The organism is Pseudoxanthomonas sp. G3 (genome assembly GCF_057654715.1).
Window position 1 is genome coordinate 4015935 of the sequence record NZ_CM172805.1, and the last position, 23150, is coordinate 4039084.

At 68.8% G+C, this 23150-nt stretch carries 21 protein-coding genes; 11 read left to right on the top strand and 10 right to left on the bottom strand.

The genetic code is table 11. The features are described from left to right. The first annotated feature begins 32 nt into the window (after window positions 1-32). Both AC23D6_RS19180 and AC23D6_RS19185 read left to right on the top strand, forming a co-directional pair. Window positions 33-512, top strand: coding sequence for a hypothetical protein (locus tag AC23D6_RS19180; protein ID WP_487750789.1), 480 nt, complete (start codon window positions 33-35; stop codon window positions 510-512). Between the two features lie 241 nt (window positions 513-753). Further along, a complete protein-coding gene (locus tag AC23D6_RS19185) occupies window positions 754-2985 on the top strand; it encodes an NADP-dependent isocitrate dehydrogenase (protein WP_487750790.1) in 2232 nt (743 codons plus the stop codon). A 78-nt stretch (window positions 2986-3063) separates the two neighbouring features. Here the strand turns inward: AC23D6_RS19185 and AC23D6_RS19190 are convergent, their stop codons facing one another. Next, window positions 3064-3288: a hypothetical protein gene (locus AC23D6_RS19190; RefSeq protein WP_487750791.1), complete on the bottom strand. Its 225-nt coding sequence runs from the start codon at window positions 3286-3288 to the stop codon at window positions 3064-3066. Between the two features lie 110 nt (window positions 3289-3398). On the opposite strand from AC23D6_RS19190, the gene AC23D6_RS19195 reads away from it, so the two are divergent. The 4 genes from AC23D6_RS19195 (at window position 3399) to AC23D6_RS19210 (ending at window position 9698) form a co-directional block, all read left to right on the top strand. Beyond that, complete coding sequence (locus AC23D6_RS19195) at window positions 3399-4277, top strand: LysR substrate-binding domain-containing protein (RefSeq protein ID WP_487750792.1); 879 nt, start codon at window positions 3399-3401, stop codon at window positions 4275-4277. Window positions 4278-4307: 30 nt separating this feature from the next. Continuing rightward, a complete protein-coding gene (aceK, locus tag AC23D6_RS19200; protein WP_487750793.1) occupies window positions 4308-6017 on the top strand; it encodes a bifunctional isocitrate dehydrogenase kinase/phosphatase in 1710 nt (569 codons plus the stop codon). 67 nt (window positions 6018-6084) lie between these two features. Then, entirely contained in the window at window positions 6085-8790 is a 2706-nt protein-coding gene (locus tag AC23D6_RS19205) for a bifunctional acetate--CoA ligase family protein/GNAT family N-acetyltransferase (RefSeq protein ID WP_487750794.1), read from the top strand. Further along, window positions 8787-9698, top strand: a complete 912-nt coding sequence (locus AC23D6_RS19210; protein WP_487750795.1) for a hypothetical protein — start codon at window positions 8787-8789, stop codon at window positions 9696-9698. Before AC23D6_RS19205 ends, AC23D6_RS19210 begins: the two co-directional genes overlap by 4 nt. 13 nt (window positions 9699-9711) lie before the next feature. Here the strand turns inward: AC23D6_RS19210 and AC23D6_RS19215 are convergent, their stop codons facing one another. Continuing rightward, window positions 9712-10740 (bottom strand): NADP-dependent oxidoreductase, encoded by a 1029-nt coding sequence (locus AC23D6_RS19215; protein WP_487750796.1) that lies wholly within the window; start codon window positions 10738-10740, stop codon window positions 9712-9714. Between the two features lie 142 nt (window positions 10741-10882). On the opposite strand from AC23D6_RS19215, the gene AC23D6_RS19220 reads away from it, so the two are divergent. Further along, window positions 10883-11746, top strand: a complete 864-nt coding sequence (locus tag AC23D6_RS19220; protein ID WP_487750797.1) for a class I SAM-dependent methyltransferase — start codon at window positions 10883-10885, stop codon at window positions 11744-11746. A 38-nt stretch (window positions 11747-11784) separates the two neighbouring features. Here the strand turns inward: AC23D6_RS19220 and AC23D6_RS19225 are convergent, their stop codons facing one another. Together AC23D6_RS19225 and AC23D6_RS19230 are read right to left on the bottom strand one after the other, a co-directional pair. Next, on the bottom strand, window positions 11785-12543 hold the full coding sequence (locus AC23D6_RS19225; protein WP_487750798.1) for an anti-sigma factor family protein: 759 nt from the start codon (window positions 12541-12543) through the stop codon (window positions 11785-11787). Then, on the bottom strand, window positions 12540-13064 hold the full coding sequence (locus tag AC23D6_RS19230) for a sigma-70 family RNA polymerase sigma factor (protein ID WP_487750799.1): 525 nt from the start codon (window positions 13062-13064) through the stop codon (window positions 12540-12542). Before AC23D6_RS19230 ends, AC23D6_RS19225 begins: the two co-directional genes overlap by 4 nt. 136 nt (window positions 13065-13200) lie before the next feature. Between AC23D6_RS19230 and AC23D6_RS19235 the strand changes: the two genes are divergently transcribed. The 3 genes from AC23D6_RS19235 (at window position 13201) to AC23D6_RS19245 (ending at window position 15493) form a co-directional block, all read left to right on the top strand. Continuing rightward, a complete protein-coding gene (locus tag AC23D6_RS19235) occupies window positions 13201-14310 on the top strand; it encodes a catalase family peroxidase (RefSeq protein ID WP_487750800.1) in 1110 nt (369 codons plus the stop codon). Beyond that, window positions 14307-14891 (top strand): cytochrome b, encoded by a 585-nt coding sequence (locus AC23D6_RS19240; protein ID WP_487750801.1) that lies wholly within the window; start codon window positions 14307-14309, stop codon window positions 14889-14891. Before AC23D6_RS19235 ends, AC23D6_RS19240 begins: the two co-directional genes overlap by 4 nt. A 65-nt stretch (window positions 14892-14956) precedes the next feature. Next, on the top strand, window positions 14957-15493 hold the full coding sequence (locus AC23D6_RS19245) for a pseudouridine synthase (RefSeq protein ID WP_487750802.1): 537 nt from the start codon (window positions 14957-14959) through the stop codon (window positions 15491-15493). Between the two features lie 12 nt (window positions 15494-15505). Here the strand turns inward: AC23D6_RS19245 and AC23D6_RS19250 are convergent, their stop codons facing one another. Next, window positions 15506-15883: a hypothetical protein gene (locus AC23D6_RS19250; protein WP_487750803.1), complete on the bottom strand. Its 378-nt coding sequence runs from the start codon at window positions 15881-15883 to the stop codon at window positions 15506-15508. A gap of 411 nt (window positions 15884-16294) precedes the next feature. After that, complete coding sequence (gene hrpB / locus AC23D6_RS19255) at window positions 16295-18781, bottom strand: ATP-dependent helicase HrpB (protein WP_487750804.1); 2487 nt, start codon at window positions 18779-18781, stop codon at window positions 16295-16297. 161 nt (window positions 18782-18942) lie between these two features. Between hrpB and AC23D6_RS19260 the strand changes: the two genes are divergently transcribed. Further along, the gene (locus AC23D6_RS19260; RefSeq protein ID WP_487750805.1) at window positions 18943-19740 is read left to right on the top strand and encodes a TatD family hydrolase; all 798 of its coding nucleotides are present in this window, start codon (window positions 18943-18945) and stop codon (window positions 19738-19740) included. 10 nt (window positions 19741-19750) lie between these two features. Here the strand turns inward: AC23D6_RS19260 and AC23D6_RS19265 are convergent, their stop codons facing one another. The 4 genes from AC23D6_RS19265 to AC23D6_RS19280 form a co-directional block, all read right to left on the bottom strand. Next, window positions 19751-20266 (bottom strand): hypothetical protein, encoded by a 516-nt coding sequence (locus AC23D6_RS19265; protein WP_487750806.1) that lies wholly within the window; start codon window positions 20264-20266, stop codon window positions 19751-19753. 65 nt (window positions 20267-20331) lie between these two features. After that, window positions 20332-21261 (bottom strand): 2-dehydropantoate 2-reductase, encoded by a 930-nt coding sequence (panE, locus tag AC23D6_RS19270; protein WP_487750807.1) that lies wholly within the window; start codon window positions 21259-21261, stop codon window positions 20332-20334. Then, window positions 21261-22070, bottom strand: coding sequence for an ABC transporter permease (locus AC23D6_RS19275; RefSeq protein ID WP_487750808.1), 810 nt, complete (start codon window positions 22068-22070; stop codon window positions 21261-21263). The genes panE and AC23D6_RS19275 overlap by 1 nt, the downstream gene beginning before the upstream one ends. Next, a complete protein-coding gene (locus AC23D6_RS19280) occupies window positions 22067-23038 on the bottom strand; it encodes an ABC transporter ATP-binding protein (RefSeq protein WP_487750809.1) in 972 nt (323 codons plus the stop codon). Before AC23D6_RS19280 ends, AC23D6_RS19275 begins: the two co-directional genes overlap by 4 nt. Window positions 23039-23150: the final 112 nt, after the last annotated feature.

Sequence of the window (23150 nt, forward strand, 5' to 3'; positions counted from 1 at the left end):
AATCCTCTCCCTATTCAAAAGGAACCGAATCCATGAAGCAGAATCGCATCGCCTATGCCCTCACCGCCGCCATGATCGGCACCGTCGCCCTGGTCGGCTGCAAGAAGAAGGAAGAGCCGGTCGCGGCGCCGCCGGCCGTTGTGGAGCCGGCACCCGCTCCCGCGCCTGTGGAGCCGGCGCCTGCGGTCGTTTCGGTGACGGGTGTGACGCTGGGCAATGCCATCGATGCCGAACAGAAGGTGACGACCGCCGCCACCACATTTGCGCCTAAGGACACCATCTATGCGTCCGTGGCGACCGATGGTGCCGCCAACGGCGCTACGCTGGCGTCCAAGTGGACGTTCCAGGATGGCCAGACGGTCAGCGAGGAGACCAAGACCCTCAATACCGCGGGCCCGGGCGTGGCCACCTTCAGCATCTCCAAGCCCGATGGCCTGCCGGCAGGCAAGTACAAGTTCGAAGCGACGCTCAACGGTACTTCGGCCGGCGTGACCGAGTTCGAAGTCAAGTAATCCGCAGGAAAGGTCTCTCTCCCACGTGTGTGGGGCAAGCTCGGGCGTGGAGCGATCCACGCCCGCTTTTTTTGCCCGGACGATGCGCAAGGGCGGCTCCACCCGCAACGGAACCTGCGTCTGGCGTGTCCCGGGACACGCCGGCGGCATCCATACCCCCTCGTTTTGCCCTGCGTGCGGCGACACGCGACAATGGCGCGCTGAGTTCCCCATCGCCCCCTTGTCGAGAGTCCTGATCCCCATGTCGGATACGCCCCGCATCATCTACACCCTCACCGACGAAGCCCCGTTCCTCGCCACCCAGTCGCTGCTGCCGATCGTCGAGGCGTTCACCGCCCCCGCCGGCATCGCCGTGGAAACCCGCGACATCTCGCTGGCCGGCCGCATCCTGTCGCAGTTCCCCGAGTACCTGGCCGACGCGCAGAAGATCAGCGACGACTTGGCCGAGCTGGGCCAGCTGGCCACGCAGCCTGAAGCCAACATCATCAAGCTGCCCAACATCAGCGCCTCGGTGCCGCAGCTGAAAGCCGCGATCAAGGAGCTGCAGGGCCAAGGCTACCCGCTGCCGGACTACCCGGACGAGCCGAAGGACGAGAAGGAAAAGGACGCCAAGGCGCGCTACGACAAGGTCAAGGGCAGCGCGGTGAACCCGGTGCTGCGCGAAGGCAATTCCGACCGCCGTGCGCCGCTGTCGGTCAAGAACTTTGCCCGCAAGCACCCGCACCGCATGGGCGCGTGGAGCGCGGACTCGAAGTCGCACGTGGCGCATATGACTGGCGGTGATTTCTTCGGCAGCGAGCAATCCGCCACGTTGGCCGCCGATGGCGCGCTGAAGATCGAGCTGGTCGCCGCCGACGGCACGGTCACTGTGCTGAAGGACAAGGTGAAGGTGAAGGCGGGCGAGATCGTCGACGCCGCCTCGATGAGCCGCAAGGCGCTGGCGGCCTTTGTCGCCGAGCAGATCGCCGATGCGAAGGCGCAGGGCGTGCTGTTCTCGCTGCACCTGAAGGCGACGATGATGAAGGTCTCCGACCCCATCATGTTCGGCGTGGTGGTCAACGAGTTCTACAAGGCCGCGCTGGCCAAGCACGCCGCGGTGCTCGATCAGATCGGCTTCGACGCCAACAACGGCATCGGCGACCTGTACGCGCGCCTGGGCACGCTGCCGACCGAGCAGCAGGAGGCGATCAAGGCCGACCTGCAGGCGGTCTACGCCGGCGGTGCCGCGGTGGCGATGGTGAATTCCGACAAGGGCATCACCAACCTGCACGTGCCCAGCGACGTGATCGTCGACGCCTCGATGCCGGCGATGATCCGCGACTCCGGCAAGATGTGGAACGCCGAAGGCAAGCTGCAGGACACCAAGGCGGTGATCCCGGACCGCTGCTACGCCGGTATCTACCAGGCGGTGATCGATGATTGCCGCAAGAACGGCGCCTTCGACCCCGCCACGATGGGCAGCGTGCCCAACGTCGGCCTGATGGCGCAGAAGGCCGAGGAGTACGGCAGCCACGACAAGACTTTCCAGATCCCGGCCGACGGCACCGTGCGCGTCACCGACGATGCCGGCAAGGTCGTGTTCGAGAGCAAGGTGGAAGCCGGCGACATCTGGCGCATGTGCCAGACCAAGGACGCGCCGATCCAGGACTGGGTGAAGCTGGCCGTGGGCCGCGCGCGCCTGAGCAAGACGCCGGCGATCTTCTGGCTGGACAAGGCCCGCGCGCACGACGCGCAGGTGATCGCCAAGGTCGAGCAGTACCTCAAGGACTACACCACCGACGCGCTCGACATCCGCATCCTGCCGCCGGTCGAGGCGATGAAGGTATCGCTGGAACGTATCCGCAAGGGCGAGGACACCATCTCGGTGACCGGCAACGTGCTGCGCGACTACTTGACCGACCTGTTCCCGATCATGGAACTGGGCACGAGTGCGAAGATGCTGTCGATCGTGCCGCTGATGGCCGGTGGCGGCCTGTTCGAGACCGGCGCCGGCGGCTCCGCGCCGAAGCATGTACAGCAGTTCCTCGAAGAGGATTACCTGCGCTGGGATTCGCTGGGTGAGTTCCTCGCGCTGGCGGCCTCGCTGGAGCACCTGGGCCAGCGCTATCTCAACACGCCAGCGAAAGTGCTGGCCAACGCGCTGGACGTAGCGAACGGCCGCATTCTCGACGAGAACCGCTCGCCCGCGCGCAAGGTCGGCGAACTCGACAACCGTGGCAGCCACTTCTACCTGGCCCTGTATTGGGCGCAGGCGCTGGCCGCGCAGGATGAGAACGCCGAACTGAAGGCGAAGTTCGCGCCACTGGCGAAGGCCCTGGCCGACAATGAAGCCACGATCATCGGCGAGTTGAACGGTGCGCAGGGCAAGGCGATCGATATCGGGGGCTACTATCACCCCGACATCGCCAAGACCGCCGCCGCGATGCGACCGAGCAAGACGTTCAACGACGCGCTGGCGACGCTGTCGGCCTGAGGTCGGCACATCGATGCGGTATCCGACGCCCGGCTTCTGCCGGGTGTTGTGTTTCCGCCTATTCGTTTCGGGAAAGGATCAGCGGAACAGCGACAACGACGTCATCGCACGCAGGCGACGCGCACTGAGCCGCTGGATCGCTTCGCGATGGCGGGCCTGGCCTGCCACATCGTGCACGTGGTGCCGATGGGCCGGTTCCGGCGGCGGGCTGTCGGTATGGGCGATATGGCCCTGCAGGAACAGCATGCCCTGGCTCATGCCCCCCAGCTGCTGCCACCACTGCTTCCTGGTTTCGATCTGCATGGGATTGCTCCGTGGCGCCGATAGTCCGGCTTGAATGACTCGTAAGGTAGGCGCATGATCGGCGCGGAAAAAGCGAAAGCTGCGCAACCCTGCCTTGAGGTGGATTCAAGATGAGCCGACTGCCCCTGGACCAGGTGGACGCCTTCGTCACGGCCGCGCGGCTGCGCAACCTGACCCGTGCCGCGGAGGCGATGCATCTCACCGTGAGTGCGTTGAGCCACCGGATGCGGCTGCTGGAACAGCGGCTGGGCCACAAGCTGCTGGCGCGGGGGCCGCGCGGCGTGGAGCTGACGCCCGACGGACAACGCCTGTTCGACGCGATTTCCGGCCCGCTGGACACCATCGAGCATGCCCTGCGACGCGCCACGCTGCGCAACGACCACACGATCACCCTCAGCCTGATTCCCTCCATGGCCACGGCATGGCTGGTGCCGCGCCTGCCCGCCTTTCTGGCCGCACATCCCGAACTCGGCCTCAACCTGCAATCGAGCACGCACGTGGTGGATTTCGAACGCGAGCCGGTGGACCTGGCGCTGCGCCTGGGCGGAGGTCGCTGGCCCAACGTGCACGCAGAGTTCCTGTTCCACGAATGGATTACGCCCGTCGCCAGCCCCGCCCTGCTGAAGCAGCACGGTCGCGCGGCGCCGGACCAGATGGCGAAGCTGCCGCTGCTCGGGGATCCGGCCAACCGCTGGAAGGACTGGTTCGAGCATTTCGGTGGTCAGCCGCCGACACGCTACGTGGCCCAGTTCGACGACACCGAAACTCTCCACCAGGCGGCGGCGCAAGGCGTGGGCGTGGCATTGGCGCGGTGGACCCTCGCCGAGCCGCTGGTGAAGGCCGGCCGGCTGGTGACGCTGACGAAGAAGCGCCTGCAGGCCGACTTCGCGCACTACCTGGTGTATCCCGAACGCAGCCTGGGCCATCCGGGATTCCGCAAGGTGCGCGGCTGGCTGCTGGAGCAGGCCGGCGTCGCGGTGGAGCGATGACTCCAGCGCGCGCCGGCTAACATCGCCGGCATGGTCCACGCCGACGCCATCGCCCGCCTGATCCACGACGCGTTCGCGGACTACCACGCGCGCTTCGCCGAGATCACGCGGCGGGCGAAGCGCCGCTTCGAGACGCAGGACTGGACCGCCGCGCGTGCCGATGCCGTCGAGCGCATCGAACTCTACGACCAGTGCATCGCCGAATGCGTGCTGCGGTTGCAGTCCGTGCTGTTGGGCCACGCGCATGACCGCGCGTTGTGGATCGCCGCGCGCGTGGCCTTCGAGGCGCTGATCGCCGGGCAGATCGACCGCGAGCTCTACAAGACCTTCTACAACACCCTCAGCCGGCGCTTCTTCCGCATCCGCGGCGTGGACCCGGCGCTGGAGTTCGTCGCGCTCGACGTCGAGCCCACCGACGCAATCACCCACCCCGTGGCGCGCCATAGTTATGCGGTGTCGGAGCAGCGGCCGACCGACACCTTCGCGCGCGTGCTGGCCGACTACGGCTTCGACGTGCCCTACGCGCACCGCACCCGCTGCGCCGCCGCCATCGCGGTGCGGCTGCAGGACGACCTCGCGCACTGGGGTGCGCATCCGGTGCGGGGCATCGAACTGCTGGACACCGTGTTCTACCGCGAGCGGCGCGCTTACCTGGTCGGCCGCGTGTTCGGCGAGCACCGCTTCTCGCCGTGCGTGATCGCGCTGGTCAACGACGGCGGTCAGTTGAAGGCGGAAGCCGTGCTCACGCACCGCGCCGACGTGGCGCACTTGTTCGGCACCTCACGCAGCTACTTCCATGCCGACCTGGCGACGGTGGGCGATGCCGTGGTGTTCCTGCGCTCGCTGCTGCCGGGCAAGCCGATCGACGAGATCTACACCGTGCTCGGCCGCGCCAAGCAGGGCAAAACGGAGCGCTATCGCACGTTCTTCCATCATTTCGCCGCACATCCGGACGAACAGCTGGTGCATGCGGAAGGCACCCCGGGCATGGTCATGGCGGTGTTCACCCTCCCAAGCTACCCACTGGTATTCAAGGTGATCCGCGACCGCTTCGCCTATCCCAAGGCGATGAGCCGGCAGGACGTGGAGGACAAGTACGACCTGGTCTTCCACCTGGACCGCGTGGGCCGACTGTTAGATACCCAGGCATTCCGGTTCCTGCGCTTCCCGCGCGCGCGCTTCGCGCCTGTGCTGTTGCAGGAACTTCTCGAGCACTGCGGACAGAGCCTGAGCGAGGACGGCGACGACCTGGTCATCCACCTCTGCTACGTACAGCGCAGGCTGCGCCCGCTGAACCTGTACCTGCGCGAACAGAAGTCCGACGCCGCACGTGCCGCCGCGCTCGACTATGGGCAGGCCATCAAGGACATGGCGCGCAACAACATCTTCCCCGGCGACATGCTGCTGAAGAACTTCGGCGTCTCGCGGCACGGGCGCGTCGTCTTCTACGACTACGACGAACTGCGCCTGGTCACCGACTGCCGTTTCCGCGACTGGCCGCAGGCCACCACCTATGAGGAACAGATGGCCGATGCACCGTGGTTCCACGTGGATGCCGGCGACGTGTTCCCGGAACGCTTCCCGCAGTTCCTTGGCCTCCCCGACGCGCAGGCCCGGGCGCTGAAAGCCACGCACGGCGAGCTGTTCCGCGCAGACTGGTGGCGCGACCTTCAGTCGCATCTCGCCGATGGCGACTATCCGGATACTCCGCCCTACCCGGATGCGCTCAAGCTGGCATGACGCCACGCATGCGGCGGCAACCGGCATCGCGCTACCCTAGCCGCCACGAGGAGACCGTCGCCCCGCCATGAGCACCTACCGCCTCGACTCGATCTTCCGCCCCCGCGCCGTCGCGGTGGTCGGCAGCCAGTCGCGCCCGCGTTCGGTCGGCCGCGCAGTGGTGGAGAACCTGCTCGGCGCGGGCTTCAGCGGTCCCATCGGCCTGGTCAACAAGCACCCTTCGCCGATGGACGGCGTGACGACCGTGCGCCACCTGCGCGACCTGCCATGGACACCGGACCTGGTGGTGATCGCCACGCCGGCGGCGACCGTGCCGCAACTCGCTGCGGAAGCAGCCGAGAAAGGCGCCGCCGCCGTCGTCGTGCTCACCGCCGCGATGGGCCGTGGGCCGGGTTCGCCGGCCGCGCAGCTGGAAGCGCTGACGCGCGAGAAGGGATTGCGCGTGTTGGGCCCGAATTGCCTGGGCGTGATCGCGCCGCATGCAGGGCTCAACGCCAGCCTCGCCGGCCGCTTCCCGAAGGCGGGCGACCTGGCGTTGATTTCGCAGTCCGGTGCGATCTCCGGCGGCCTGGTGGAATGGAGCATGAGCCAGCCGGTCGGCTTCTCCGCCGTGGTGTCGCTGGGCGATGCGCTGGACGTGGATTTCGCCGACCTGCTGGACTACTTCGCCACCGACCACCGCACCCGCGCGATCCTGCTGTACGTGGAAGCGATCCGCGATGCGCGCAAGTTCATGTCGGCCGCGCGCGCGGCCGCGCGCACCAAGCCGGTCGTGGTGGTGAAGTCGGGCCACGGTGTACCGACCCGGCCGACGCCCGCGGGCAGCACGCACACGCAGAACCTGGCCAAGCCCAATGCGGTGTATGGCGCCGCGTTCCGTCGCGCCGGTCTGCTGCGCGTGCGCTCGCTGCACGAGCTTTTCGCGGCGGCGCGTACGTTGGGGCAAGTGCGCCCATTCCAGGGCCGGCGGCTCGCCATCCTCACCAACGGCGGAGGCGTGGGCGCACTGTCGGTCGACCACCTGTACGAGCAGGGCGGCACGCTGGCTGGCCTGTCCGATGCGACACGCGATGCGCTGGACCGCATCCTGCCAGTGGGCTGGTCGCGCACCAATCCGGTGGATCTGCTGACCGACATCGACGCCGAGCGCTACGCCGCGACGATCGAGGCGCTGCTGGCAGATCCGGAGAACGATGCGCTGCTGGCCGTCAACGTGCCCACCGTGCTGTCGTCGTCCGCGGAGGCCGCGGACGCCGTGGTCGGCGTGCTCGGCACCGGTGCGGCGGCTTCGTCGCGCAAACCGGTCTTCACCGTGTGGCTGGGCAACGATCCGCAGGCTGAAGCCGTGCTCGATGCCGCGCATGTGCCGCGTTATCCGAACGAGTCGGACGCGGTCGCCGGCTTCATGCACCTGGTCCGCCACCGCGAAGTGCAGGCGGCATTGATGGAGACGCCGCCGAGCCTGCCGGAAGACTTCAGTCCGGACGTGGCGATGGCGCGCGCATTGGTCGAGACCGCGCTGGATGCCGGCCAGGCCTGGCTGGATCCGCTGGCCACCACACAACTGCTCGCCGCCTACGGCATTCCGATGGCGCCGTTGTGGCGGGCGAACGATGCCGAGGACGCCGCGCGGATCGCCGCGCCGCTGCTGGCCGAAGGCAGAACGGTGGCGGTGAAGATCCTGTCGCCCGACATCCCCCACAAGTCCGACGTGGACGGCGTGCGCCTCAACCTGCCGAACGCGCACACCGTACGCGAAGCTGCCGCGGGCATCCTGCAGCGCGCGCGCGAACGCAGGCCCGAGGCGCGCATCGAGGGCGTGCTGGTGCAGCCGACCGTGCTGCGGCCGAAGGCGCGCGAACTGATCGCCGGCATCGCCGACGATCCGGTGTTCGGCCCGGTCATCGCCTTCGGGCGCGGCGGGACGGCGGTCGAGGTGATCAACGACCAGGCCGTCGCTCTGCCGCCGCTGGACCTGCGTCTGGCCCACGAGCTGATCGCGCGCACGCGGGTCTCGCGCGTGCTGAAGGCCTACCGCGACGTGCCGGCCGCCGACGAGCGCGCCGTCGCGCTGGTGCTGGTGAAGCTGGCGCAGCTCGCTGCGGACATTCCGGAGATCCAGCAACTCGACATCAACCCGCTGCTCGCCGACCGCGAGGGCGTGGTCGCGGTGGACGCGCGCATCGCCGTGGCGCGCGGACGCGTGTTGCACAAGGGTCGCGGGCATCCCCGCTTTGCGATCTTCCCGTATCCGACGGAATGGGAACGGACCATCGAACTCGCCGACGGCCAGCCCGCGCTGGTGCGACCGGTGCGGCCGGAAGACGACGCGATGTTCCGCGCGTTCTTCACCCACGTCACCGACGAAGACCTGCGCCTGCGCTTCTTCCAGTCGGTGCGCCACTTCAGCCACGAGTTCATCGCGCGCCTGACCCAGCTCGACTACGCGCGCTCGATCGCGCTGGTCGCCGTGCACCCGGGCACGCACGAGATGCTCGGCGCGGTGCGCCTGCATGCGGATGCGAACTACGAGAAGGGCGAGTACGGCATCCTCGTGCGCTCGGACCTCAAGGGTCACGGCATCGGCTGGAAGCTGATGCAGATCATGATCGAGTACGCGCAGTGGCAGGGCCTGAAGGTCATCGAAGGCCAAGTGCTGCGCGAGAACCGCACGATGCTCGCAATGTGCGAGAGCCTAGGCTTCACCGTGAAGCTGGACCCCGACGACCCCACGCTGATGAACGTCAGCCTGCCGGTGTCCTCCTCCACGTGAAGCGCCGCACCGCGATCATCGCTACCTCCCTGGCACTGGCCGCATCGACCGCCGGCATCGTCGCGTGGATGTCCACGCCACCAGCGCGCCGACCCGCGCCGGCGTCCCGCGCCGCGATCCCGGCGGGCGCGCAGCTGCTACAGACCGCCCACTATCGTGTGTACAGCACGGCGACGCCTGCGCAAACTCAGGAGGTCGCTGACGCTGTGGAAAGTCTGCATGCCGCCTACCTGTCGCTCTTCGCGGAACAGGTAGCGCCATCGACTACGCCGCTGACCTTGGTGCTCTATCGCGACGCCGACGAGTTCGCGCGCAACAACCGCAGCCGGCCATGGGCCGAAGCCTATTACCTGCGCCCCGCGTGCTATGCGTATTACGGCGGTGGTAAGGCGAATCCGTACCACTGGATGCTGCACGAGGCCGTGCACCAACTGAATACGGAAGTCGCTGGCTGGCGCTTGCCCGCGTGGGCCAATGAAGGCGTCGCAGGCTATCTGGGCGCGAGTTGGCTGGAGAACGGCGTGCTGACGCCGGGCCGTAGCGACCCCGACACCTACCCGATCTGGTGGCTTTCGCGCATGCAGCTCTCCGGGAGCCTGGAAGCCGACGTCGCGGCCGCGCGCTTCATCCCGCTACGCGACCTGCTTGACGGCAGCGGCCCCGACATCAACCAGCACGTCAATCTGTACTACCTGCACTACTGGGGCCTGTCCCACTTCCTGTTCCACTACGACAACGGTCGGCATGCCACAGCCTACAAGCAGCTGCTCGCACGGGGTGCGTCGACGTCCGACTTCGAACGCCTGATCGGCCCGATCGAGACCACCGAGAAGGCGTGGTATGCGTACTTGCTGGACGCCATCGCGACAATGCGGAAGTACGAAGAAGAGCACGGCATAGAGCGCTGAAAGTCGCGCTTTCTCAGAGCTTCACCACCACCTTGCCGAAGTTCTCCCCGCGCAGCAGGCCGATCAATGCGCGTGGGGCGTTCTCCAGCCCTTCCACGATGTTCTCGCGGTAGCGGATCTTTCCCTCGGCGAGCCACGCGCCCATCTCGCGTAGGAACTGTGGGTAGAGCGCGATGAAGTCGTGCTGGATGAAACCGCGCACGGTGAGGTGCCGGGTCAGGATCTGGCTCATCAGCAACCCCATGCGATCAGGCCCGGGCGGCAACCCGGTATCGTTGTAGTGCGCCACCAGGCCGCAGACCGGAATGCGGGCGAAATCATTGAGCAGCGGCAGCACGGCATCGAACACGGCACCGCCGACGTTCTCGAAATAGACGTCAATGCCGGCGGGGCACGCGGCACGGAGTTGCTCGGCGAAATCCCGCGCGCGATGGTCGAGCGCGACGTCGAAGCCGAGTTCGTCGCGCAGGTAGGCACGCTTGGCTTCGCCGCCGGCGATGCCGACGGTACGCGCGCCCCGCAGCTTCGCGATCTGGCCCACGGTCGCGCCGACCGGTCCGCTGGCCGCGGCCACCACGACGGTTTCGCCGGCCTGGGGTTTGCCGATTTCGTGCAGGCCGACGTAGGCGGTGAAACCCGGCATGCCGTAGACGCCAAGGGCCGTGGTGAGCGGCGCCACGCGCGCGTCCAGTTTCCGCTTCAGCGTGCCGCCGGCTGCGAGCGCGTAGGTCTGCCAGCCGCCGTGCGCAAGCACGAGGTCGCCGGGTTGCAGTGCGGGATGCCGCGACACGATCACCTCCGACACTGTGCCGCCGTCCATCACCTCCCCGATCTCCACCGGCTTGGCGTAGGAGCGGCCCGCGTTCATTCGCCCGCGCATGTACGGGTCCAGCGACAGGTAATGGTTGCGCAGCAGCACCTGGCCGTCGGCGGGCACGGGCATCGGCACGTGTTCGAGGCGGAAGTCGTCGGCCGTGGGTTCGCCGCGCGGGCGCGCGGCCAGCACGATGCGGGTGTTCTGCGCGGCGTCGTGGTCTGTCATGCCAGGGCTCGGTGTGGACGGTGCCTGCAGTCTAGCGACGCTCTGTGGGGATGCGATGAAGCGTGCACGGGCTGCGACGACGGCCATGGGGCATGAACATGGCGCGTGCTAGGCTCCGCGCACCTTTCTGGAGGGCTGACGCATGACGACCCGTATTCCGCTGTCCCTGGCGCTCGTGGCCGCACTCGCCGCATCGCAACCGCTCTTCGCCGCGTCCCCGGCCTCGGCCACGGAGACCACGCCGGCGATTTCCGCCGCCGACGCCGCGGCGCTGGATGCCGCCCTGAAGGGCGATTGGCGCGATCCCAAGAACAGCGCGCGCGACGTCTACCGCCATCCGAAGGAGACCCTCGCCTTCTTCGGCGTGACGCCGTCGCAGACCGTCGTGGAGATCACGCCCGGTGGCGGCTGGTATTCCGAAGTGCTCGCGCCTTACCTGAAGGCGAGCGGTCGCTACTTCGCCGCCGTCGTCGATCCGGCCACGGTCGCCGAGAAGAGCCGCAATTACTACCAGCGCGGCGTCGACGGTCTGCAGAAGAAGTTCGCCGACGGTCCCGCGCAGTTCGACAAGGCGGTTCTGGTGAAGTACGACCCGGCCGCGCCGGTGTTCGGCGCCGCCGGGTCGGCGGATGTCGTGCTGACGTTCCGCAACGTGCACAACTGGCGTAGCGCCAACCAGGCCGAAGGCATGTTCAAGGGCTTCTTCGCCGTGCTGAAGCCCGGCGGTGTACTGGGCGTGGTCGAACATCGCGCGAACCACGACGTGGCCGCGAACGACGACTCCGGCTACGTCAGCGAGGCGCAGGTGATCGCGCTGGCCGAAGCCGCGGGTTTCCGCCTGGCCGCGAAGAGCGAGATCAACGCCAACCCGAAGGACACCAAGGACCATCCGAACGGCGTGTGGACGCTGCCGCCGTCCAACAACCACCCGGAAGCGGACCGCGCCAAGTACCAGGCCATCGGCGAAAGCGACCGCATGACGCTGCGGTTCGTGAAGCCGCGTTGAGCGGTGACAGGTGCGGCCCGCCCGGGCCGCACCGTCGATCAACCGTTCTCCAGCAGCCGCGGCAGCGCGCGCGCGGCGACATCCGCCGCCTCGCTGACCAGGGCGAAGCTGGTGCCGCGATCCGTCCAGTAGTGCGCCAGCAGGTCGCCATCGCGGCGTTGTCCTTCACCGGCCAGGCGACCCCGCGGTCGCACGTAGAAGCCCACGCGCGCGCCCGACCCGTCCTGGTAAACCAGCATGGCGGCGGCGCCCTGCTCGGTGGAGAGCAGGCGCCCCCCCATCAGCCGATAACCGGCCGGGCTGAGATCGGGCACCCGCCCGGCCTCGCCGAAGTGACGCGACAGCCAGCGCTGCAGGTCGTCCGCGCGGGCCGTATCGAATTCCATCGGGGGCGCATCCGCGTCGGCGAACTGGCGGTACGCGGCCACGGCATCCGCCATGGGCAATGTCGATGGCGCCGAATGCAGGTCGCGCATCTGCCAGCCCGCGCCGCCCCCGATGACGAACGCGAACAGCCAGGAGGCGGCCATGCCCAGGCGACGTCGGCGTCGGGCCCGCAGGCCCCGCCGTAGGTGGGCGGGCGCCAGCGAGGGATTCGGCGTCCAGTGCTCGGGATGCGCGGCCGACACGCGCAGGCGTTCGGCATCGCGCTTCCAGCCTTCCACCTCGGCCGCACGCGCGGGATGGGCCTCCAGCCAGGCGGCGACGGCCGCGCGCCGCGCAGGGTCGAGGCGCCCGTCCACGTAGGCATGCAACGCGTCGTCCGACGGGGTGTCGTGTAAGGTGTCGATGGTCATCGCAGGGCCTTCAGCGCGGGCGCGGATGGCGTTTCTTCCTGCAGTGCGCGCAGCGCCTGCCGCGCACGCGACAGGCGCGACATCACCGTGCCCACCGGAATGCCGAGCGTCTCGGCCGCCTCGCGGTAGGCCAGCCCTTCCACGCTCACCAGCATCAGCAGCGCGCGCTGCTCGGGCGTCAGGCAGGCGAAGCCGGCCAAGGAGGTCCGCGCGTCGAACACCTGGTCGGGCGTGGGCGGCGACGCATCGCCGTCGGCCGAGAACAGCCGCGCGAGGCGCTTCCAGCGTGCGGCACGCCGATGTTCGTCGAGGAAGGCGCGGTACAGCACGGAGAACAGCCAGGCCTGCAGCGCCGCCGGGTCGCGCATTTCGGCGCTGCGCGTCAGCGCGCGCTCCAGCGTGGCCTGGACCAGATCGTCCGCCGCCGCGGCATCGGATGCCAGCGAGCGCGCGAACCGGCGCAGGCGCGGGATCAGCGCGTGCAGGAGGTCGTCATCGAGAGGGGGCGATCGGGCAGGCATGGACCGGTCATGGCGGGAGTACGGGTAAGACGCTCCACGGTCCGGATTATTCCCGTTCGTGATCCTCTGCGGCCCGACCGGGAATAAATCCGCCCCCCAGACGTCCCACTGGCATCGCACAACGCAGGAACCCATCATGCCGCCCCTCCCCGAGGATCCTTCGCCGCCGCTAACGCCCCCTCGTCCCTGGCGCGCCCTGGCCGCCATCGCGAGCCTGGTGGTGGCCCTGACGCTGGCCTTCGCCTGGGTCGCCGGATGGATCGGGCCGCCCGGGCGGCTCACCGCGCCGCGGCTGGTGGACGAGATCGAGAACGGCAAGCCGTTCCCCGGGTTCCGGCGCGCGCACAGCCGGGGCGTCTGCGTGGCCGGCTATTTCGAGCCGGGCACCGGGGCGGCCACGCTGTCGCGCGCGCGGCTATTCCAGCAGCCGCGCACGCCGGTGCAGGGGCGCCTGTCGATCGGCGGCGGCGATCCGTTCGGCGCCGAAGCGCAGGCGCGCGTCCGCAGCCTCGCCTTGTCGCTGCGGACGGACGACGGGCAGGAATGGCGGATGGCGATGAACAGCTTTCCGTTCTTCGCCGTCGCCACGCCGGCGGGCTTCCGTGCGCAGATGCTGGCGTCGCGCCCGGACCCGGCCACCGGCAAGCCGGATCCGGCGAAGATGGCGGCCTTCCTCGCGCGGTACCCTGAAGCCGCGCGCTTCCAGGCCTGGGCGAAGTCCGCACCGTGGTCGAGCAGTTGGGCGAATACGGAGTACAACGGCGTGAACGCGTTCCGTTTCATCGATGCGCAGGGCCGTTCGCGGTTCGTGCGGTGGTCGATGCGGCCGCAAGCTGCCTTCGAACCGCTGGCCGACACGACGCGCCAGCAGGCCGACGCGGACTACCTGCAACGCGAACTTCAGGACCGGCTGGCCCGCGGTACCTTGCGCTGGGACCTGGTGGTCACGGAAGCCGCGGCCGGCGATCCGGTCGATGACCCCTCGCAGCCGTGGCCCGCCACGCGTCCCCGGCACGTCGCCGGGACCCTGGTGCTGGAGCGTGCCGAGCCGCAGGCGACCGGCGCCTGCCGGGACGTGAACTACGACCCCACCGTGGTGCCCGACGGCGTGGCACTGTCCGACGATCCCATCCTGGCGGCGCGGGCGGCGGCCTACAGCGTGTCGTTCAACCGGCGCGAGCGCGAGACCGCACGTGGCGACATCGCGCTGCCTGCGGACTCCGAGGGCAAGGAGGTGACGCCATGAACCGCCACGACCACTTCGATCCGTTTGCGCGCGCGCTGCACTGGGGCATGGCGGTGCTGATCCTGGCGATGTTGTTCGTCGGCGTGGGCATGGTCGCCTCGTTGTCGCTGCGGCCGGTCCTGATCGACCTGCACCGGCCGCTGGGCATCGCCGTGCTGGTGCTGGCCGTGATCCGCCTGCTGCACCGCTGGCGCCATCCGCCACCGCCGCTGCCGGCCTCCCTTTCCCGCGCACAGGCACTGGCGGCCAAGGGATCGCACATCGCGTTGTACGCCGCCATGCTGGCCATGCCGCTGCTCGGTTGGGCGATGCTGTCGGCCGGCGGATATCCGGTCCGCATGACCTCCACCTTCTGGCTGCCGCCGATCCTGCCGCACGATCCCGCCCTGTACAGCGCCCTGCGACAGGCGCATGGCGTGTTGGGCTACGCCCTGTTCGCGCTGATCCTGCTGCACGTCGCGGCAGCGCTCCACCATGCGTGGGTGCGCCGCGACGGGGTCTTCGAGGCCATGGCACGCGGAAGATCCCGTGCGGCGGTGCCGGTCGAGAGCCCGCCGCCACCGGATCCACCGGCAGACTGAATGCTGGACGCGGCACCGCATTGACGCTGCAATGCGCGTCGTCGTCGACTGCCGGATGGCCACGCGTGCTGATCGCGTTCAACAAGCCCTTCAATGTGCTCTGCCAGTTCACCGATCGCAGCGACCCGCCGCGGCGGACGTTGGCGGAATTTGGCCTGCCGCCGCGCGTCTATGCGGCCGGGCGGCTCGACTACGACAGCGAAGGCCTGCTGCTGCTCACCGACGACGGCACGTTGGCGAACCGGCTGACGGATCCGCGCCACAAGCAGCCGAAGACCTACTGGGTGCAGGTGGAAGGCGCGCCGACGGACGCGCAACTCGAGGCGCTGCGCGACGGCGTGGTGTTGAACGATGGTCCGACCCGGCCGGCGCAGGTCGCACGGCTCGACCCTGCCCCGGCGCTGTGGGAACGCGACCCGCCGGTGCGCTTTCGCAAGACGGTGCCGGATGCGTGGCTCGCGATCACGATTACCGAAGGCCGCAACCGGCAGGTGCGGCGCATGACCGCGGCGGTCGGTCTGCCGACGCTGCGCCTGGTGCGCGCCGCCATGGGCGACGTGCAGCTCGAAGGGCTGGCGCCCGGTGGATGGCGGGCGCTCTAGTCACCGGATCGATCAGCTTTCCGTGGAGCGGGACGCGGTGCTGCGCGGACGGCGTGGCGTGCCGGTCTTGCGCGCCGACGATCCATTGCTGCTGACCTTGCGGGCTTCCACGCGACGCGACTTGCCTTCGATCGCACCGTTCGCCTGATCCCGCTTGCGCTTCCGGTAGGCGACCAGCGCCAGCAGGCCGACGCCGATGCCGGTGGCCACGGCGACCGCCGGGTTGCGGCGCACGAAACTCACCGCCAGCTTGCCGCCGGTCTTCGCGACGCCCAGTGCGGCGCCCGTCTGCAGCAATTTGTCGGCGCTCGGCACCGCATGCTTGAGGCTGGTGCCGGCCTGGCTGGCCAGTTCGAGTGCGCGGTCGGTGATGGTGGTCAGCTTGCTCATGGAGGCCTTCCCTGAGAGGGGGTGGGGAGGACGCCAGTGTCCGGCCGGCGATGTTTACGCGGTGTTAGTTCCATCGCCTGGCGCTGGCCGCTGGCTGAACGTGGCATGCGCTGTGCGCGCGCCGGTGATGCGGCTTCGTGCGGTCGTGCGCGCGGCGCACGCTACGCGCCGCGCGGCTTCGCCCGATGCGTCGCCTGGGCGCTCCAGCGATCGTCGGGCCGCGCCGAGGGGAACTTCTCGCCCTCGTAGCGCCTGCGCCGCCGCCGCGGCAGACGATATCGACTCGCTAGGTACCGCGAGGTTTCGCTCGATGCGTCGCTTGGGCGCTCCACGGATCGTCGGGCCGCGCCGAGTGGAACTTCTCGCCCTCGTAGCGCCTGCGCCGCCGCCGCGGCAGACGATATCGACTCGCTAGGTACCGCGAGGTTTCGCTCGATGCGTCGCTTGGGCGCTCCACGGATCGTCAGGCCACGGATGCCTCGGATACCGCCCCTTCATCTCCTTCTTCACCTCGGCGTAGGTCGAGTTCCAGAAGTTGCGCAAGTCGGAGGTCACCTGCAGCGGTTTGCCGCCGGGCGACAGCAGGTGAAGCAGCACCGGTACGCGACCATCGGCCACGCGCGGGGTGTCGGCCAGGCCGAACAACTCCTGCAGCTTTACCGCCAGCACTGGCGGTTGGCCGTAGGCGTAGTCGATACGGCGCTCCATGCCCGAGGGCACCGTGATCCGCGTGGGCGCGAGCTGATCGATGCGCTGGCGCAGCGACCAGTCGAGGCCCGACTTGAGGGCGTTCGCCAGCTCGTCCTCGCCCAACGCATCCAACCGCGTCTTGCCAGCGAACGCGGGCATGAGCCAGTGGTCGAGCGTGGCCATCAGCGCATCGTCGGACAGATCCGGCAGGCCGAGGTCCGGCATCCAGTCGCGCAGGCAGCGCACGCGCTCGCGCCATTGCTGCAGCGATTCGGACCACGGCAACGCGTCGAGGCCCAACTCGCGCACCGCGGCGGTCAGCGCGGCGGCGGCGAGCGCGGGATCGACGCGGCCGGCCGGGCGCGCATCGAAGACGATCTGGTCGAAACGCGACTCGCGCTGCGCCGACAGCGCGCGGCGGGCCGCATCCCAGCGCACGGTATCTTCGGTGACGAAACGATCGGCGAAGTCGCGCCGCAGCCGCTGCTCGTCCAGCGGTGCCGCCCGCTGCACGAGCGCGTCGCGCGCCTCATGGCGCAACTCGCTGACCACGATCCACGGCTCGCCGATCAACGCGCTGTCGTCGAACAGGCGCGCGCTGCGTCCGTTCGCCAGCAGGTAACGGCGTGCGTCTTGCGGATGCTGGAAGCCGATGCGGTCGGGGAAGGCGTGCATCAGTACGTCGCCCAGGCGATGCGCTTCCACCAAGGACGGGGCTGATGACCCCTCGCGCACGCGGCGACGCCAGTGCTTCGCGGCGGCCTCGATGGCGGCCAGGCCGGAACGGTTCGCCTCCTGCGGCGCGCGCCCGCTGCGGAAGGCCGCCAGCGCCCGCCAGCGCGCGGCCAGCGCATCGCCGCCCATGCGCAGCGGATCCCGCGCTTCCACCAGCGCCGCGAGATCGCAGGCCAACGCACGGTCTTCGCCCTCGGCCGCCGACAGCAGCATCGCCGCCAGCCGCGGATGCGTGCCTAGCGCGAGCATGCGCTTGCCCAGCGGCGTGATCGCATGCGATGCGGTGAGCGCGCCCAGCCGGCGCAGCAGATCGCGTGCGGCATGCATCGCGCCCGACGGCGGCGCATCGACGAAGCGCAGGTCGTCGCTGCCCCAGGCGGCGAGTTCCAGCGCCAGCGCGCCGAGTTCGACCAACGAGATCTCCGGACGACGCTGCGGATCCAACCGCTGCGATTGCGGCCACAGGCGGTACGCCCATCCCTCGGCCACGCGACCGGCGCGACCGGCGCGCTGGTCGGCGGACGCCTGCGAGATGGTCGTCACTTCCAGGCGCGAGAAACCGCTGTTCGGGTCGTAGGAAGGCTCGCGCGCTTGTCCGCTGTCGATCACCACGCGCACGCCGGGCAGCGTCACCGACGATTCGGCGACGTTGGTGGCCAGGACGACGCGGCGCCGGCCTTGCGGATCGGGCTGCAGGGCTTCGGACTGCTTCTCCACCGGCAGCTCGCCGTGCAGCGCCAGCACGGCGATGTCCGGTGGCAGCGCGCCCGCCAGCATCGCCTCGACGCGCGCAATCTCGCGCTGGCCCGGCAGGAACACCAGCACATCGCCAGGGTGCGATTGCAGCGCATGCTCCACCGCGCGGCGGACCTGCACCTCGAGCGATTCGTCGCGGCGCGCCGGAAAATGCGCGACCTGGACCGGGAAACTTCGCCCTTCGCTGCTCAACCGCGGCGCATCGAGGAACCGCGCCAACTTGTCACCGTCGAGCGTGGCGGACATCACGACGATGCGCAGGTCCTCGCGCAGCTGCGCCTGGATGTCCAGCGCCAGCGCCAGACCGAGATCGCCGGCCAGATGGCGCTCGTGGAATTCGTCGAACAGGATCGCGCCGACGCGCTCCAGCATCGGGTCGTCCTGGATCATCCGGGTCAGGATGCCCTCGGTGACCACTTCGATCCGGGTGCGCGGGCCGACTTTGTTCTCGAAGCGGATGCGGTAGCCGACCGTCTCGCCGACGGCGTCGCCGTGTTGCTTCGCCATGAAGCCGGCCGCGGCGCGCGCGGCCACGCGGCGCGGCTCGAGCATCACGATCTTCCTGCCGGACAGCCATGGCGCATCGAGCAGCGCCAGCGGCACCTGCGTGGTCTTGCCGGCGCCCGGCGGGGCCTCCAGCACCAGGCGCGGATGCTCGGACAGGCTGCGGGCGATATCCGGCAGCAGCGGCGTGATCGGGAACGTGGGGGACGGCATGCGGTGCGAAGGATAAGGCCAACGCGGATCAATTCATGAAAATCATTGTGGGAGCGACGTCAGTCGCGATGGGCGTTACCGGCGATCTTTCGCGACTCACGTCGCTCCCACGCCTGACATCGTGGGGCCAACCGACGCCCGCGCGGGCTTAAAATACCGGCATGGAACTCATCGATATCGGCGCCAATCTCACCCACGAAAGCTTCGACCACGACCGCAACGCGGTGCTCCAGCGCGCGCGCGAAGCCGGCGTGGTGCAGCAGGTGGTCACCGGTGCCAGCCGCGAGCATTCGCCGACGGCGCTGCGCCTGGCGCAGGCGCATCCGGGCGAACTGTTCGCCACCGCCGGCGTGCATCCGCACCACGCCACCGAGTACACCGACGAGTGCGATGCCGAGATGCGCGCGCTGCATGCGCATCCGGAGGTCGTGGCCGTGGGCGAGTGCGGGCTGGATTACTTCCGCGACTTTTCACCCCGTCCCGCGCAGCGCAAGGCGTTCGAGCGGCAGTTGCAGATCGCCGTAGACACCGGCAAGCCGTTGTTCCTGCATCAGCGCGACGCCCACGACGACTTCGTGGCGATGATGAAGAACTTCGACGGCAAGCTCGGCCCAGCCGTGGTGCACTGCTTCACCGGCACGAAGAAGGAGCTTTTCGACTGCCTGGACCAGGATTGGCACATCGGCATCACCGGCTGGCTGTGCGACGAACGCCGCGGCCTGCACCTGCGCGAGCTGGTGAAGAACATTCCCGCGAATCGGCTGATGATCGAGACCGACGCGCCCTACCTGCTGCCGCGCACGGTGAAGCCCCAGCCCTCGCACCGCCGCAACGAACCGATGTACCTGGCCCACATCGTCGCCGAACTCGCGCGCGACCGCGGCGAGGACGTCGACGTCACCGCGGCGGCGACGACCGCCACGGCGCGCGCATTCTTCCGCTTGCCGACGCCGGGCTGAGGCGCCGGCCTCAGTCGACCTTGCGGTCTTCCGACTTCGCCTGCGCCATCGCCTCCGGCTCCAGTTCCTCGGCACTGCGGTTCAGTCGCACGAAGCCGCCCCAGGCCAGCAGCAGCATCGCCGCCGAGCCCCCGATCGCGGCCACGTACGGCAGCTTGGTCGGATCCTCGTGCATCAGTTCGAACGTGGCGACCAAGGTCTCGATCGACAGCGCGATCACGATGACGACCAGGAAGCGCGACAGGTAGCGGCGCACGCGGGTGGGGCCGCTGACCTTCACGTCGCGCTGTACTTCCTCTTCGAACACTGTTTGCGCCAGCTCCAGCGCGACCAGCCCGATGGTCAGCATGCCGATGGCTTCCAGGATGCTGTCGAAACGGATGCGCAAGCCGGCATCAGTGCCCGCGCGAATCACGCCATGCCACAGTTCGCTGCCCGCCAGCACGACCAGGGCGAGCGCGCTGCAGAAGAACAGCGCCACGATAACGAGATGGCCGGCGAGGAAAAGGGTCTGCAGGTGCTTCATGGCCGCGCTACGTGGAAGGTGGCGCAGCATGGAGGCAGGCGCCGTCAGGGCGGCGTGAAGTGCGCTCAGGCGGCGCGTTGCGCCTCATAGCCCTGCAGGTGCACCCAGGCTGCCTGCAGGTGGGGCGTGGCGAGGCCGTGCGCGGAGGCACGGTGGACCATGTCGCCGACGATGTGCGCAGCTTCCACACGCTGACCCGCTTCCAGGTCGCGCAGCATCGAGGCCTTCATCGGCGAATCGGCGGTGGTCAGCGTGTCGCGCGCGGACGCCCGCGCTGCGGCAGGCACGGGTTGGCCCGACGCGGCCGCAACCGCCAGGCATTCGTCATGCAGCGCCGCCATGAACGCGGTGCCGGCCTCACCGGCCACGATCGTGCCGATCGGCGCGCGCATCAGGCAGGTGCCGGCGGCGAGCGCGGTGAGGAAGCTGTACTTCACCCACTGCGCCTGCGCGATATCCGTTGCATGCAGGTGATCGATGCCGGCCTGGGCGCAGGCGACGGCGAGCGCCTGCAGCCGCCCGTCCGACGGCTGGCCGGCGCGTTCGCCGAACGTCATCGATGCCGGCTTGCCCAGGTGCAGGATCTCGCCCTCGGGGCCCAAGGTGGCGCTGATGAAGCACAGCCCACCCAGCACGTTCGCGAAGCCGAAGCGCGCATCCAGCGCTTCGTAATGCCGCAGGCCGTTGAGCAGCGGCAGCACGCGGGCACCTGCAGCGACCGCCGGTGCGATGGCCTCCATCGCACTGTCCAGGTCGTAGGCCTTGCAGCTCAGCAGAACCAGGTTGAACGGCGCGGCGCCGGCCAGCGCATCGGCCGTGATCACCTGCACAGGAAGGTCTGCGTCGCCCAGCGGGCTGCGGAGGCGCAGGCCACGCTCGCGCAGCAGCGTCGCGCGCGCGGAACGCACCAGGAAGCTGACGTCGATGCCGGCCTGTGCAAGGCGTCCGCCGAAGTAACCGCCGGTGCCGCCGGCGCCGAGCACGAGCAGGCGCATCAGCTGCGCAGCCCCACGCCCTTCTTCAACAGCCACAAGCCGAGCGCAGCCAAGCCCACGACGAAGGCGAGCATCAGCGCATAGGCGATCCACAGCGGCACGTCGCTGGTGCCGAGCAGGCCGTAGCGGAACGCGTTGACCATGTAGAAGATCGGGTTGGCGTGGGTCAGCGCCTCGGCCCACGGCGGCAGCAGCGTCACCGAATAGAACACGCCGCCCAGGTAGGTCAGCGGGGTGAGGATGAAGGTCGGGACGATGGCGATGTCGTCGAACTTCTTCGCGTAGGCGGCATTGACGAAGCCGGCCAGCGAGAAGATCGTCGCGCCCAGCAGCACCGTGGTGAGGGTGACCAGCGGATGCGGGACCCGCACCTTCGTGAAGAACATCGCGATCACCAGCACGATGGCGCCCACCATCAGCCCGCGCAGCACGGCGCCGGCCACGTAGCCGAGCAGGATGACCCAGTTCGGCATCGGGCTGACCAGCAGTTCCTCCACATGGCGACCGAACTTGGCGCCGAAGAACGAGGACGAGATGTTGCCGTAGCTGTTCTGGATGATGCTCATCATCACCAGGCCGGGCACGATGAACTCCATGTAGGTGTAGCCGCCCATGTCGCCGATGCGGCTGCCGATCAGGCCACCGAAGATCAGGAAGTACAGCGTCATGGTGATCGCCGGCGGCACCAGAGTTTGGCCCCAGATGCGCAGGATGCGGGCGACTTCACGGCGGACGATGGTGCCCAGCGCCACCAGGTTCTTGCGGAACGGCGTGCTGGCGGCCGAGGACGACATGTCGGTGGCGCTCATGCGGCTTGCTCCCGTTTGGCAGCGGCTTCGTCGCCGGTCAGGCGAACGAACAGCTCCTCCAGCCGGTTGCTCTTGGTGCGCATCGAACGCACGCGGATGCCGGCATCGCCCAGGGCGGTGAAGACACGGTTGAGGTCCATCGCGCGCGGCATGTCCAGGTCCAACGTGTGCGCATCGGTGGCGACCAGGGTGGTGCCTTCGATCACCGGCAGCTGGGCCGGCAGTTCGCCGTCGATGTCGAACAGGAAGCCTTCTACGTCCAGCTTGGCCAGCAGCGCGCGCATCGGGCCCTGCTCGACGATCACGCCGTGGTCGATGATGGCGAGGTTGCGGCAGAGGCTTTCGGCCTCTTCCAGGTAGTGCGTGGTCAGGATGATCGTGGTGCCGGCGGCGTTGATGTCCTTGAGCGTTTTCCACATGCCGCGGCGGATCTCGATGTCCACGCCAGCGGTGGGTTCGTCCAGGATCAGCAGCTTGGGCCGGGTCATCATGGCGCGGGCGATCATCAGCCGGCGCTTCATGCCGCCGGACAGCGTGCGGCTCATGACGTTGGCCTTTTCCCAGAGCTGCGCGCGCTTGAGCTCCTCTTCGGCCCGCACCAGCGCCTCGGCGCGCGGAATGCCGTAGAAGCCCGCGTAGTTCACGCAGATGTCCAGTGGCTTCTCGAACATGTTGAAGTTGATTTCCTGAGGCACCAGGCCCAGCAGGCGCATCGCGCCGTCGCGGTCCCGGTCGATGTCCACGCCGAACACCCCGACCTGGCCGCTGCTCTTGTTGACCAGCGAGCTGACGATGCCGATGAGCGTGGACTTGCCGGCGCCATTCGGGCCGAGCAGGGCGAAGAAATCGCCAGGTTCGACCTGCAGCGACACGCCCTTCAGGGCCTGCACGCCGTTGTCGTAGACCTTGCGCAGGTCGGTGATGGCCAGCGCGGGAGCAGCGGCCGATGCCGCAGGAGGAGACGCCATGGAGAGCCTTACGGTGCGCCGCGGGGACGCGGTGGGAGGGCGAGCGCTTATTATAGGCGTCCCGCCGGGGCCGACCCGGGCCACACAGTGTTCCAGCCGCCTTGGCGATCGC